This is a genomic window from Stenotrophomonas sp. GW821-FHT02D01, assembly GCF_059421765.1.
This window is the reverse complement of sequence record NZ_JBWKVP010000005.1, coordinates 224666-237654: the sequence shown is the minus strand read 5'-3', so window position 1 is coordinate 237654 and position 12989 is coordinate 224666. Positions and strand designations below refer to the sequence as shown.

Below are 12989 nucleotides of genomic sequence, written 5' to 3'. Positions count from 1 at the left end.
CTGTGAATTATTCAGCCATCCAGCGGCAACTCGGCCTTCGCCTGCTGCGGCTGCGCGAACAGCGCGGCTACAGCCAGGTCGACCTTGCCCGCGCCCTGGGGCTGTCGGCCAGCTACCTGAACCAGATCGAGCGCAACAAGCGCCCGCTGACGCCTGCGGTGCAGAAGAAGCTGGGCGAGGTGTTGGGCGATGTTTCCACCCTGTTCGACGACGATGAGCCCGCTGCGCTGCAGGAGTCGCTGGGCGAGACCCTGCGCGATCTGGGCCTGGCCGACGTCAGCGCCACCGAACTGCGCGCGCTGGCCGGCAACCTGCCGCAGGTCAGCCGCGCGCTGCTGGACCTGCACCGCCGCCACCTGGCATTGCGCGAGCATGCCGCCGCGCTGGAGTTCCAATTGGGCGAGCCGGGTGCGGGCAGCACGTTGCCGGCGGGTGACCAGGTGCGCGAGTTCTTCAACCGCATGCACAACCACATCCCCGAGCTGGACGAACTGGCCGAGCAGCTGTTCGCCGAATGGGGGCTGGCGCCGGGACATGTGGCGCCACGGCTGCGCCAGCTGCTGGCTGACCGCCACGGGGTGCTGGTGGAAGTGGCCGCGCTGCAGGCCGGGCGCGAGAAGCGCCAGTACGATGCCGGCAGCCGTACGCTGTGGCTGCCCGACTACCTGGAGCCGGGCCAGCAGGCGTTCCAGATGGCGGTCGAGCTGGCGCTGCGCGGCTACCTGCCGCAGATCGATGCGGTGATCGCGCGCACCGGCTTCACCGACGAGGCCCGCATCGCACAGGCGCGTATCGGCCTGTCCAACTATTTCGCCGGTGCGCTGGTGATGCCGTACATGCGTTTCCTGCGCGCGGCCGAGGCCAGCGGTTATGACATCGAGCTGCTGGCGCATCAGTTCGGTGTGGGATTCGAGGCGGTCTGCCATCGATTGAGTACGCTGGCACGCCGCAGTGCGCCGGGGCTGCCATTCTTCTTCATCCGCGTGGACCGCGCCGGCAACGTGTCCAAGCGCCACTCGGCCACCGATTTCCACTTCTCGCAGGTGGGCGGTTCCTGCCCGTTGTGGATCGTCTATGAGGCGTTCAACCAGCCCGGACGCATCCTCACCCAGACCGCGCGCATGCCCGATGGCCGCCGCCATTTCTGGCTGGCACGGCAGGTTAGCAGCGGCCCGGTCGGCCACGGCCAGCCACGCAAGACCTTCGCGGTGGCACTGGGGTGTGACCTGCAGCATGCGGATCGGCTGGTGTATTCACTGGGGCTGGACGTGCAGAGCCCGGGCAATTCGGTGTCGATCGGGCCGGGTTGCCGGGTGTGCCCGCGCGAGGACTGCATGCAGCGCGCGTTCGCGCAGTTGCCGGGGCGGTAGGGGTTGGGGGTTCGGTAGGGCTGCGCCCTGCACCTGCTTCAATCCAAGGCAACAGCAAAAGCAACAGCGGGCTTTCCGGGGGATGGCGGGGTGGGTCCGGTTGCGGGGGACGCTGCAAGTACGTCCATGTAAGCTCGGTCGCCGCATCCATGCGGCTCACGCCCCCGCAACCGAACCCACCCCGCCTTCGACAGGTTCCCGCGACTGTTGGAACCTGCTGCTGATGGTGGGTGCCGACCGGTTGGTCGGCACCGGGGTCAGAGCCCGTTGCGACGCAATGGGCTCTGACCCCATCCGGATATCCGCTCTGGTAGATGCCAACCTTGGTTGGCACGCTCTGGCCGTGCGCGAAATGCATCCACGCATGGCGTGGCTCTACTAGTCCCAGAACACGGTCAGCACGCGATGGCCGGCGGAGGGCAGCGGCGCATCGACGTGCTGTCCATACGGCCAGCCCTCGCCTACGCCATCGCATTCCAGCCCCTGCAGCCACTCTTCAACGGTCGCCGCATCGGCGCTGGTCAGCAGGTGCACGTTCTCGGCCGCTGGCCATTCGCTGTCATCCTCCAGTGCGCTGCCCCAGTCCTGGTGCAGGCCCACGTACACACCTTCCACCTCCGGGCGCGCGGCAATGGCGGCGAAGCGGGCGTACAGTTCGGCGATCGGCGGACGGCCATAGCCCCACTGGTTCGGTGCGATGCTCTCTTCCTGGTCGTTGCCTTCGAAGTACGCCGCCAGCGGCACCACCGGGAAGTGGTCCGCGTCCCGGGCATCGAGGCGTTCAAGCAGGTCCAGCAGTTCCTGGCGGGCGGACATCGGGCATTCCTTGCATGCATGAAGAGCCGGACATTCTAGGGCGCCCGCCGCTGCCTGCATTAAACCTTCCGCAGGTTCGTTGCATCCCAGTCCAACCCCATCACCGGAGACGACCATGTACGTGCTGCGCCCCTGCCTGGCCCTGCTGCTTGCTGCTGTCGCGACACCGGCGTGGGCGACCTTTTCCATTGCTGCCTGCAACGAGGCCGGCGACTGCGGCGTGGCGGTGGCCACGCACAACCTCGCTGTCGGAGGAGTGGGCGTGCCGTGGGCGCAGGCGAAGGTCGGCGCGGTCGCCAGCCAGTTCGAAACCAACCCGACTTATGGGTCGAAGGGTCTGGAACTACTGGCTACGGGTCGCTCGCCCACGCAGGTGCTGAAGCAACTGCTGGATGAGGACGGCGATTTCGATGGCACCAGCATCGCCGAGCGCCAGATAGGCCTGGTCAGCGCGCGCGGTGGCAACGCGCAGTACACCGGCGCGACCGCCCAGCAGGCCGATTGGGCCGGCGCCCAGGGCGAAGGCAACGTCAGCGTGCAGGGCAATGGATTGGCAGGGCCAGAGGTACTGGCCGCCATGCAACGCACATTCGCGGCCACCCACGGTGCGCTTGCCGCGCGCCTGTTGGCAGCACTGGAAGCGGGACAAGCGGCGGGTGGACAACGTAGCGGGCAATGGTCGGCGGCATTGCTGGTGCGCACGCCTGGCGGCGACTGGCAGGACACCGACCTGCGCGTGGATGCCGATCCGCGTGCCGTGGCGCGCCTGCGCGAGCTGTACGACATGCGGCTTTCAAATGAAGCGATCATCCGCGCCGAGCAGCAGTGGGAAAAGGGCGACGTGGCCGGCGCACGCGCGTCGCTGGCCACCTCGCTGGCGCTGGCGCATGGCTGGGACCGGACGTGGGCACGTGCGGCACGGCTGGCGATGTCGCAGGGTGAAACCGCGTTGGCCCGCGAATATCTGGCGGGATTGCGCGCGCTCAATCCAGGATGGGTGAAGCAGGAATTGGCCTTGCCGTTGTATGCGCCATTGCGCGGCGATGCGGTGGTCGAGGCGTGGCGATAGCCAACGGTAGCGCCGGGCCATACCCGGCGAGCGCAGCGGCACACCGCGATCACGCACCGCGATCAATAGATCGGCGTCACTTTCATCTGTGGCAACGGCCGTGGCGAGCCGTCGGTGAGGTCGGGACCAAGGTCATACCAGCTGCGGCCCTGCTCCACCATCAACCCCCACAGCTGCTGCGACGCCAGCCGCTTGTCTTCCGAACCCAGCTTGTACGACGGCGGTGGCGGTGTGCCGGTGGCCACCATCGCATAGGCCGCGCGATAGGCCAGCACCTGCTGCGCCGGATCATCGGTGCGCGATATCTCCAGCGTGTAGCGCTGGTAAGCCGAGGCCAGGTTGCGCCAACGGATCCAGTAATGGTTCTCGAACGAGAACGAACAGAAGCGTGCACCGGCGAGGCTGCCCTTGTCGGCGATGCGGGTCAGCACCTCCTGTGGCATGTCCAGGTTCATGCCACCCTCGTCGCCCTGCAGGCTCACATGCACGATGCGGTCGCGATACCCCGGCGCACGCGCCTGCAGCAGGTCGCGCCAGTTCTGCATGGTGGCCACCACCGCGAAGAGGAAACGGCCCAGTTCGCCGGCCGCCAACGGCGTGGCGATGGACTGGTAATGCCGCTGCCATCCATGCCGGTTCTCGGTGGGCAGGAACACCGCGCGTTCCAGCGCCTGGCGGCTGTCGCTCTCGCGCACCACCGGCTCGGGACGTTGCGGATAGACCAGGTTGATGGCGAAAGTCGGCCAGCGCGGCAGCGCGGCATCGAACAGGTGGATCGGGAAGTTGCTGCTGATGCCGCCATCGGAGAACCAGCACACCCGGAACGCGGTGATCACCGGACCACAGGCCTGGCCCGCGCTGGTCAGCCCTTCCATGCTGTCGGCCACGTTGTGTCCGGCCTCACCTGCAGCCGTCGACGTCGGCTCGCAGCGACGTTCGCGACGCGAGGGCTCATGCAGCGGCACCGCGCTGATCAGCAGCGGGAAGCTGAGGCTCATGCGCGTGGCCACCAGTACCGGCAGCGACGCACCCTGCGGCAGGTGGTAGTAGTTGCGGCCATCAACCTCGCGCGGTGGTCCGGCGCGGTCGACCATCCACTGCACCACACTGGCCGGGAACAGCTGCTCGAACTCCTCGCGCAGGAACCAGAACTGCGCCCCACCCAACGGCAGCGTGCGCGGTTCGTTGTGCGATACGCAGGTGGTGATCATCTGCAGGGTGATGGCATGCGGGCTGTCTGGCTCGTCTGCGTAACGGGGCGCGTCGTGCAGGTCGGCAAAGGTCAGCGGCGCATCCATCGGCTTGCCCGCCAGTTGCTGCAGGCTTTCATGCAGCCACTCGGTCAGCGCGGGCTTGTCCGCACGGCGGCTCAGCCCGCTGCACAGGCCCAGCAGGTTGCGCCGCGCCACCCGGGCCACGCGCAGCGCAGCGGCGGCCACGCCTGCGCCATAGGCACACAGCAGCGAAGGCAGCAGGGTCGCCGCGACGCCGCTCCAGCCGCCGCCCCACCAGCCAAGGCCGAGCAACAGTGCCAGCGACACCAGCACTTCCAACGGCGCGATCTGGAACACCGCGATGGCCAGGCACAGCAGCTTGCGCGGCCAGCCTGCGTTGCCGGTCAGCACCACCAGCAGTCGATATGCCGCGCGCGCGCCACTGGCCGGTTGGAACAGGCTGTAGATGAACCCGCGCCGCGACAACTGTGCCGACACCGCCGACAGGCCACCGTACCCGGCGTCACCGGGCAGGGTTTCGCCGGCCTGCTGGCGCCGGTCGCCGTATGCCGCAGCGGCCGCCACGGCAGCGGCGATCGCACCGGCCGAGGTGCCACCGATGCTCTTGAAACGGTATTCGCGGGCCAGCGCGAGCACCGCATTGGGATACACGATGCCACTGGTGATGCCACCTTTCATGACCAGATCGCAGTACTTCGCCGCCACGAGCCACCTCCCATCTGTCGGTGCCCAGTATGGCAAGACACGCTCTCACAGCCTGAGAAGGCAGCCACAGCTTCGGCGCGTGATGGTGTCCCTTGACCAAGACTGCCAACGGGTCCACCTTGCACCTGCCGAAGGTGTCCATCCTGGCGTTCATGCGAGGGGATGGATTTAAACGGGAATCCGGTGAAGGCGCTTCGCGCGCCCATTCCGGAGCTGCCCCGCAGCGGTGAATGGAAACGAATCCTGCCAACAGCACTGGGCTCGCGCCTGGGAAGCGGCAGGTAGTAGGTGGGCCAGCCGGCCCGTGTCCATCAGCCCGAATACCGGCCCCGGCCGGGGGACACGACCGTCCCCTGACTCGACCTGGAATCTCCGCGGGGAGGTTGCCGGGGCCATCGTCGTCCTGCGCGTGCAGGCGATGTGGCCGCGCGCGTCCTGTTCACGGTTTCCGTCCAGACCTGCTGCCCACGCCCAGATGCACCCGACGATGACCGAGCTCCAACGCCCCACCCTGACCCTTCCCGACAACGGCCAGCGCCTGTTGCTGCACTCGTGCTGTGCGCCATGCTCGGGCGAAGTGATGGAGGCGATCACCGCCTCCGGGATCGACTACGCGATCTTCTTCTACAACCCCAACATCCATCCGGTGAAGGAATACGAGCTGCGCAAGCAGGAGAACATCCGCTTCGCCGAACAGCACGGCATCCCCTTCATCGACTGCGACTACGACACCGACAACTGGTTCAGCCGTGCACGTGGCATGGAGAACGAACCCGAGCGCGGCATCCGCTGCACGATGTGCTTCGACATGCGTTTCGAGCGCACCGCGCTGTACGCGCACGAACACGGCTACGACACCATCAGCTCCTCGCTGGGTATCTCGCGCTGGAAGAACATGGCGCAGATCAACGACTGCGGCGTGCGTGCCGCCTCGCACTACGAAGGCCTGCAATACTGGGACTACAACTGGCGCAAGGGTGGCGGTGCCAGCCGCATGGTCGAGATCAGCAAACGCGAGCAGTTCTACCAGCAGGAATACTGTGGCTGCGTGTATTCGCTGCGCGACGCCAACCGCCACCGTCGCGAGAACGGCCGCGAGCGCATCAAGATCGGCCTGCTGTATTACGGACAGGACAACGACGCCGCCAGCGGCGATTGACGTACGCGCGAGGGGCGGCCACGCTGGTCGCCCCTCTTCCGTTGTGCCGGACCTGCCATGACCGCCCTGCCCGCTGATGTCGCCCTGCTGGTGATCGACCTGCAGCCGGACTTCATGCCCGGTGGCGCCCTCGCCTGCGAACAGGGCGATGCGCTGGTGGCGCCGATCGCGGCACTGATGGCCGAACGCCGCTACCGCACTGTGGTGGCGACCCAGGACTGGCACCCCGCCGACCATGCCTCCTTTGCCAGCCAGCATCCGGGGCATCTGCCTTTTGAAGCGATCCTGCTGCACGCGCAGCCGCAGACGCTGTGGCCGGACCACTGCGTGCAAGGCAGTGCGGGCGCCGCACTGCACCCCGGCGTGGACTGGACCGTGGCCGACCTGATCCTGCGCAAGGGCACCCGCCAGCAGGTGGATTCGTACAGCGCCTTCCGCGAAAACCACGGCCCCGACGGCACGCGCCCGGCGACCGGACTGGCCGGCTGGCTGCACGAACGGGGAATCCGCGAGGTGCACGTGTGCGGGTTGGCGCGCGATTACTGCGTGCTGTGGAGCGCGCAGGACGCGGTGAAGTCCGGTTTCCGGGTGAAGTTCCTGTGGGAGCTGACCCGCCCGGTGACCGACGCCAACGACGGCATGGTGCGCGAGGCCTTGGCGAAGGCGAGGATTGCGATCCTGTAAGCGGCATGTCGCCTCTGCCGCTTGTGTACCTGATTCGCAACCTGCAGAATCGAGCCATCCAGCCCTCCAAGTACGCCCCCCAACAGATCGCGGGACGGCCGAACCGAGGGCTTTTCATTGGATGAAGCCAGGAGGGCAAAGGTATGCCGACGGCAGTTCTCATTGATGGCGGCTACTTCATCAAGCGCTTTCGCCGCATCGAGCCCCACAACGCTTACAACGCTCAACGCGCCGCCGAGGTCGCCCATCGATGGGCCATCGCCCATCTGAAGCATGCAAGTGGCGAGCGACGGGATCTCTATCGCATCTTCTTCTATGACTGCCCGCCGCTGCGCAAGAAGATGCACAACCCGATTTCCGGTCTGTGCATCGACTATTCGCGATCCGACGAAGCGCTGTTCAGAACCAGCCTGCACGAGGCACTTAAGCAGAAGCGGAAGGTCGCCCTGCGTCTTGGCCATCTCACCGACTTCAGTTCGTGGACGACCGGATCGCGAACCTTCGACGACCTGCTCAAGGGAAAGCGAACGTTCGGCGATCTTCAGGCCGATGAGCTGCAACCGGATGTACGGCAGAAAGGCGTGGACATGCGCATCGGCATCGACATTTCCTCACTCGCCCTCAAGCGCCAGGTCCGCCAGATCATCCTGATGGCCGGCGACGCCGACTTCGTACCCGCCGCGAAGCTCGCCCGGCGTGAAGGGGTCGATTTTGTATTGGATCCGATGTGGTCATCCATTCCCAAAGGGCTGATGGAACATATCGATGGCGTGCGTTCGACCTGCCCCAGGCCAGTGCAGCAACAGCGGGCGCATCGTGGGCAATTGCCGGGCTCCATCCCGGGCACAGCCCGCGTTACCTGAACACCACCGTGCGGTGCCCGTTGAGCAGGATGCGATGCTCCACATGCCGGCGTACCGCCCGCGCCAGCACCTGCGATTCGGTATCGCTGCCCAGCCGTACCAATTCGCGCGGGGTCATCGCGTGATCCACGCGGGCCACGTCCTGTTCGATGATCGGGCCCTCGTCCAGGTCTTCGGTGACGTAGTGTGCGGTGGCGCCGATGATCTTGACCCCGCGCGCATGCGCCTGGTGGTACGGCTGCGCGCCCTTGAAGCTGGGCAGGAAGCTGTGGTGGATGTTGATCGCCCTGCCCGCCAGCGCACGGCACAGCGTGGGCGAGAGAATCTGCATGTAGCGCGCCAGCACCACCAGGTCGATGCGCTCGCGCTCGACCAGATCGATGATCTGCTGTTCCTGTGCCGCGCGCGTGTCCGCGTTCACCGGCAGATGGTGGAACGGCACCTGGTAGGACGCTGCCAGTGCTGCGAAGTCGGCATGGTTGGAGGCCACCGCAGCGATGTCCACCTTCAACTGGCCGCTGTGGGCACGGAACAGCAAGTCGTTCAGGCAATGGCCCTGCTTGCTGACCAGCACCAGCAGGCGCGGCCGGCGGCGGCCATCATGCAGCTGCCAGTCCATGCCGAAGTCCGCGGCCAGTGCGGCCATCGCGGCGTGCACGGTGTCCAGCGGCAGGCCCGCATCGCGGTCGAAGTGCACGCGCAGGAAGAAGCGACCGCTCTCCTCATCGCCGAACTGCTGGGCGTCGAGGATGTTGCAGCCGTGGTCGAACAACAGGCCCGACACGCGGTAGACGATGCCGGTACGGTCGGGACAGGAGAGAGTGAGGATGGAATCGGGGCGCATTGCCCGAGTGTAGGGCAGCACCGTTGCGCGGTGGACGATGGTCACCGATGCAACCGACTGCTTGGTACAGACCCAAGCGATACTTGGGCTTCCGCATGGCAAGCTGGTCGGTCATGAACCTGTTGCAGCTCATCCGCAGCTTCACCCGCACCGCAGAGACCGGCAGCATTGCCGCTGCGGCGCGCACCCTTGGCATCAGCGCCACCGCCGTGGGCCAGAACATCAACCGGCTGGAAGCCCATCTGGGCGTCCGCCTGCTGAACCGCAGCACGCGTCAGCTGGCGCTGAGCGAGGCCGGCACGGTGTACCTCGCGCAGGTGCGGCATATCGAAGCCGACCTGGCGCGCGCGCAGGCGATGGTGACCGCCGGCGACGTGGAGCCGGCCGGGCCCCTGCGCATCGCCAGCAGCAGCGCGTTCGGCCGGCACGTGCTGGCACCACTGCTGCCCTCACTGCAGCAGCGGTACCCGCAGCTGCAGCTGGAACTGCGCCTGACCGATCGTGCCGTGCAGCACGGTGCCGAGGCGGTGGATGCCAGCATCCGCATCGGCGCGCAGCTGGAGGACGGGCTGGTGGCACGTCCACTGGCACGCGTCCCGTTCGTGTTCTGCGCATCGCCGGCGTACCTGCAGGCGCACGGCATGCCGCTGCAACCGGCGCAGCTGGCCGCCCATCGCGGCCTGCTGCATCGCTTTCCGACCGATGGCCGGCCGCTGCGCTGGGGCCTGCTGAAGGACGGCGAGCGGGTGGATGCCGCGCTGCCGCCGAGCATGGTCTGCGATGACATCGACGCGCTGGCCGAGCTGGCCGCCGCCGGTGCCGGCATCACCCGGCTGGCGGCGTTCGTGGCCGAGCCCTACCTGCGCGATGGTCGCCTGCAGTGCGTGTTCGGTTGCGGCACCGACTGGCAGCCGGAACCGATGGACGTCTACTTCTGCGTGAGCGACCGCCGCGATTTCACCGCCAAGATCCGCGCGCTGTTCGAGCACCTGCAGGCCGGCCTGCCGCCGGCCTGGCAGGTGTAGTGCTCAGCGCGGGCTGAACACGCCGCGTGCGTCGCGCGGTTCGCAGCGCAGGTACTGCGGTGCCGGCACCACGCTGTCGCCCAGTGCAGCAGCGGCGTGCCACGGCCAGCGCGGGTCGTACAGGATGCCGCGGGCCAGTGCGATGGCATCGGCCTGGTTGTGGCGCAGGATCGATTCGGCCTGCTCCGGCTCGGTGATCATGCCCACCGCGATCACCGGCATGCGCACCTTCTTGGCCTTGATCGCCGCCGCGAACGGCACTTGGTAGCCCGGGCCGACACTGATCTTCTGGCGCTCGTGCAGGCCGCCACTGGACACATGCAGGAAATTGCAGCCGCGCGCGTCCAGCACCTGTGCCAGCGCTTCGCTCTGCACGATGTCCCAGCCACCCTCGACCCAGTCGCTGGCGGAGATGCGCACGCCTACGGCGACCTTGTCCGACACTGCGGCACGCACCGCGTCGAACACTTCCACCAGCATCCGCAGGCGGTTCGGCAGCGAGCCACCGTAGCCATCGGTGCGGCGGTTGCTCAGCGGCGACAGGAACTGATGCAGCAGATAACCGTGCGCGGCGTGGATCTCGATCAGCTCGAAGCCCAGCCGCTCGGCGCGCACCGCACTGGCGGCGAAAGCGGCAACGACTTCGGCGATACCGGCCTCGTCCAGTTCCTGCGGTGCCGGATCGGCGGCATGGAACGGCAGCGGCGAGGGGGCCACGGTCGCCCAGCCGCGGGCATCATCGGCCGGCAGCTGGCCACCGCCGTCCCAGGGACGATTCACCGACGCCTTGCGGCCCGCATGGCCCAGCTGCACGCCCAGCGGCATCGGCGACCAGCGGCGCACGCTGGCCAGCACCTGCGCCAGGGCCGCTTCGGTGCCGTCGTCCCACAGGCCAAGATCGGCCCAGCTGATGCGGCCGCGCGCTTCGACCGCGGTGGCCTCCAGGATCAGCAGGCCCGCACCGGACTGCGCCAGGTTGCCCAGATGCATGGCGTGCCAGTCGCTGGCGCGGCCGTCTTCGGCGGAGTACTGGCACATCGGCGCGACGACGATGCGGTTGGACAAGGTCAGGGGGCCGAAGGAGATCGGCGAAAACAGCTGGCTCACGGCAGTGGGGGGGTGTACCAAAGGGGGTGCGTATTGCACCGCTGTGCGGCCGATAGATCAACCGTGTGGGTGGATCGCTGTTTCGTGGGAAGGCGCAGACGCTGGGTCAGCGCACCCAGCCGGCCAGCGCCTCGGCGCAGTCGCGCTCGTCCTTGAACTGCAGCAGGTCGTCGGCACGGGTGCGGCCACGGTTCAGCGCGGCCACCGGCAGGCCCGCCTTGGCCGCGGCCTGCACGAAGCGGAAGCCGGAATAGACCATCAGCGAGGAACCCACCACCAGTACTGCATCCGCCTGCTGCAGGTGCTCATGCACCGCAGCCACACGTTCACGCGGCACGTTTTCGCCGAAGAACACCACGTCCGGCTTCAGCAGGCCACCGCAGTGCGGGCAGTCGGGCACCGCAAACGCGGAGAAGTCGGTTTCCAGATCGGCGTCGCCGTCGGGCGCGATACCGGCCTGCAGCAATTCCCAGCCGGTGTTGGCCTGCAGCAGGCGCTGCTGCAACGCCTCACGCTCGCTGCGGCGTTCGCAGCCCATGCAGCGCACCAGGTCCAGGCGGCCATGCAGGTCGATCACGTTCTGGCTGCCCGCGCGCTGGTGCAGGCCATCCACGTTCTGGGTCAGCAGCACCTGCAGCTTGCCACTGTCCTCCAGTGCGGCCAGCGCCTGGTGGGTGCCGTTCGGCCGGGCCTGGCCGAAGCGCGGCCAGCCCAGCAGGCTGCGCGCCCAGTAGCGCTGGCGGGTGGCGGCCTCGCCCATGAAGGCCTGGTAGGTCACCGGCGGCGTGCGCTTCCACTGGCCATCGGCATCGCGGTAATCGGGGATGCCCGAGGCGGTGCTGCAGCCGGCCCCGGTCAGCACGAACAGGCGCTGGGCGCGGTCGATGAAGTCGGTCAGCGGCGGGGTCATGACAGCCAGATGGGGGCGCACCGGCGCCCCCGCAAGCATCGGCTCAGGCCGCCGGCGCGCCGGGCAGCTGCGGCACGGTCACCGGGTGGCCATCGTCGCCCAGGGCGATCATCACGAAGTGGCCGCGGGTGCACAGCTTGCGCTCGCCGCTGTGCAGGTCCTCGGCGATCAGCTCCACCTCGACCTTCATCGAGCTGCGGCCAACCTCGACGATGCGGCCGATCGTCTCCACCATCTGGCCGATGCGGATCGGCAGCTTGAAATCGACCTGGTCGCTGCGCGCGGTCACCACGGTGCGGCGCGAGTAGCGGGCGGCGGCGAGGAAGGCGGCCTTGTCCATCCATGCCAGTGCCTGGCCACCGAACAGGGTGCCCATGTGGTTGGTGTGGTTGGGAAAGACGATTTCGGCCATGCGCACTTCGGTCGGCGGCACGGTCTCGGGGATGGGGGTCATGGGGGCGGTTCGGGTGTGGGGTGAGACAGATTTTAAGGCAGGTGATGTGCAGGCGGCGCTACACTTCGGCACCCCCACTGCGTGAACCCACCATGCCCGCCACGTCCGACCTGCTGGCCTTCGCCCTTGTCTCACTGGCCATGGTGCTGACGCCCGGGCCGAACATGATCTACGTGATCTCGCGCTCGATCTGCCAGGGCCGCATGGCCGGGCTGATCTCGCTGGGCGGGGTGGCGCTGGGCTTCGTGTTCTACATGCTGTGCGCGGCGCTGGGCATCACCGCGCTGCTGATGACCGTGCCGCTTGCCTACGACGCGCTGCGCATCGGCGGCGCGCTGTACCTGCTGTACCTGGCATGGCAGGCGCTGAAGCCCGGCGGCCGCTCGCCGTTCGCGGTGCGTGACCTGCCGGTGGACGGCCCACGCAAGCTGTTCGCGATGGGTTTCCTGACCAATGTGCTGAACCCCAAGGTCGCGGTGATGTACCTGTCCCTGCTGCCGCAGTTCCTGCACCCGGACAGCCAGGGCAGCGTGCTGATGCAGTCGCTGGTGCTGGGCTCCACCCAGCTGCTGGTCAGCGTGAGCGTGAACGCGGTGATCGCGATAATGGCCGGCAGCATCGCCGGCTTCCTGGCCGCCCGCCCCACCTGGCAGGCGGTGCAACGGTGGTTCATGGGCACGGTGCTGGCCGGTCTGGCCGTGCGCATGGCGGTGGATGGGCGGCGGTAGCGGTAGCGTCGAGCCATGCT

At 67.7% G+C, this 12989-nt stretch carries 13 protein-coding genes and 1 riboswitch; of the genes, 7 read left to right on the top strand and 6 right to left on the bottom strand.

Going from position 1 to position 12989, the window contains the following annotated elements; genetic code table 11:
• Positions 1-2 precede the first annotated feature (2 nt).
• On the top strand, positions 3-1370 hold the full coding sequence (locus AC07UW_RS12645) for a helix-turn-helix domain-containing protein (protein WP_495212157.1): 1368 nt from the start codon (positions 3-5) through the stop codon (positions 1368-1370).
• Positions 1371-1748: 378 nt separating this feature from the next.
• Here the strand turns inward: AC07UW_RS12645 and AC07UW_RS12640 are convergent, their stop codons facing one another.
• The gene (locus tag AC07UW_RS12640) at positions 1749-2186 is read right to left on the bottom strand and encodes a YfbO family protein (protein ID WP_099844655.1); all 438 of its coding nucleotides are present in this window, start codon (positions 2184-2186) and stop codon (positions 1749-1751) included.
• 115 nt (positions 2187-2301) lie between these two features.
• Here AC07UW_RS12640 and AC07UW_RS12635 point away from each other — a divergent pair, with 115 nt between their 5' ends.
• Positions 2302-3255, top strand: a complete 954-nt coding sequence (locus tag AC07UW_RS12635) for a DUF1028 domain-containing protein (RefSeq protein ID WP_495212156.1) — start codon at positions 2302-2304, stop codon at positions 3253-3255.
• Between the two features lie 62 nt (positions 3256-3317).
• Here AC07UW_RS12635 and AC07UW_RS12630 read toward each other — a convergent pair whose 3' ends face one another.
• Complete coding sequence (locus AC07UW_RS12630) at positions 3318-5168, bottom strand: RpoH suppressor (RefSeq protein WP_495212155.1); 1851 nt, start codon at positions 5166-5168, stop codon at positions 3318-3320.
• Positions 5169-5310: 142 nt separating this feature from the next.
• A riboswitch (cobalamin riboswitch) is annotated at positions 5311-5541 on the top strand.
• Positions 5542-5682: 141 nt separating this feature from the next.
• Between AC07UW_RS12630 and AC07UW_RS12625 the strand changes: the two genes are divergently transcribed.
• The 3 genes from AC07UW_RS12625 (at position 5683) to AC07UW_RS12615 (ending at position 7901) form a co-directional block, all read left to right on the top strand.
• Positions 5683-6354, top strand: coding sequence for an epoxyqueuosine reductase QueH (locus tag AC07UW_RS12625; protein ID WP_165376008.1), 672 nt, complete (start codon positions 5683-5685; stop codon positions 6352-6354).
• Between the two features lie 57 nt (positions 6355-6411).
• The gene (gene pncA, locus AC07UW_RS12620; RefSeq protein ID WP_223497483.1) at positions 6412-7038 is read left to right on the top strand and encodes a bifunctional nicotinamidase/pyrazinamidase; all 627 of its coding nucleotides are present in this window, start codon (positions 6412-6414) and stop codon (positions 7036-7038) included.
• Positions 7039-7181: 143 nt separating this feature from the next.
• Positions 7182-7901, top strand: coding sequence for an NYN domain-containing protein (locus tag AC07UW_RS12615; RefSeq protein ID WP_495212154.1), 720 nt, complete (start codon positions 7182-7184; stop codon positions 7899-7901).
• Here the strand turns inward: AC07UW_RS12615 and purU are convergent.
• Positions 7894-8745 carry a formyltetrahydrofolate deformylase gene (purU, locus tag AC07UW_RS12610; RefSeq protein ID WP_093820901.1) on the bottom strand — a complete coding sequence of 284 codons (852 nt, stop codon included), beginning with the start codon at positions 8743-8745 and terminating at the stop codon, positions 7894-7896. The two genes, AC07UW_RS12615 and purU, sit on opposite strands and share 8 nt — an antisense overlap.
• A gap of 113 nt (positions 8746-8858) precedes the next feature.
• On the opposite strand from purU, the gene AC07UW_RS12605 reads away from it, so the two are divergent.
• Positions 8859-9770 (top strand): LysR family transcriptional regulator, encoded by a 912-nt coding sequence (locus tag AC07UW_RS12605; protein ID WP_495212153.1) that lies wholly within the window; start codon positions 8859-8861, stop codon positions 9768-9770.
• Between the two features lie 3 nt (positions 9771-9773).
• Here AC07UW_RS12605 and AC07UW_RS12600 read toward each other — a convergent pair whose 3' ends face one another.
• The 3 genes from AC07UW_RS12600 to AC07UW_RS12590 all read right to left on the bottom strand — a co-directional run bounded on the left by AC07UW_RS12600 (position 9774) and on the right by AC07UW_RS12590 (position 12241).
• Entirely contained in the window at positions 9774-10877 is a 1104-nt protein-coding gene (locus tag AC07UW_RS12600) for an NADH:flavin oxidoreductase/NADH oxidase (protein ID WP_105163262.1), read from the bottom strand.
• A 106-nt stretch (positions 10878-10983) separates the two neighbouring features.
• Positions 10984-11787, bottom strand: a complete 804-nt coding sequence (locus AC07UW_RS12595; protein WP_495212152.1) for an NAD-dependent protein deacetylase — start codon at positions 11785-11787, stop codon at positions 10984-10986.
• A 43-nt stretch (positions 11788-11830) separates the two neighbouring features.
• Positions 11831-12241 (bottom strand): acyl-CoA thioesterase, encoded by a 411-nt coding sequence (locus AC07UW_RS12590; protein ID WP_025875773.1) that lies wholly within the window; start codon positions 12239-12241, stop codon positions 11831-11833.
• A gap of 92 nt (positions 12242-12333) precedes the next feature.
• Between AC07UW_RS12590 and AC07UW_RS12585 the strand changes: the two genes are divergently transcribed.
• Positions 12334-12969, top strand: coding sequence for a LysE family translocator (locus tag AC07UW_RS12585; RefSeq protein ID WP_313249626.1), 636 nt, complete (start codon positions 12334-12336; stop codon positions 12967-12969).
• The last annotated feature ends 20 nt before the right edge of the window (positions 12970-12989 follow it).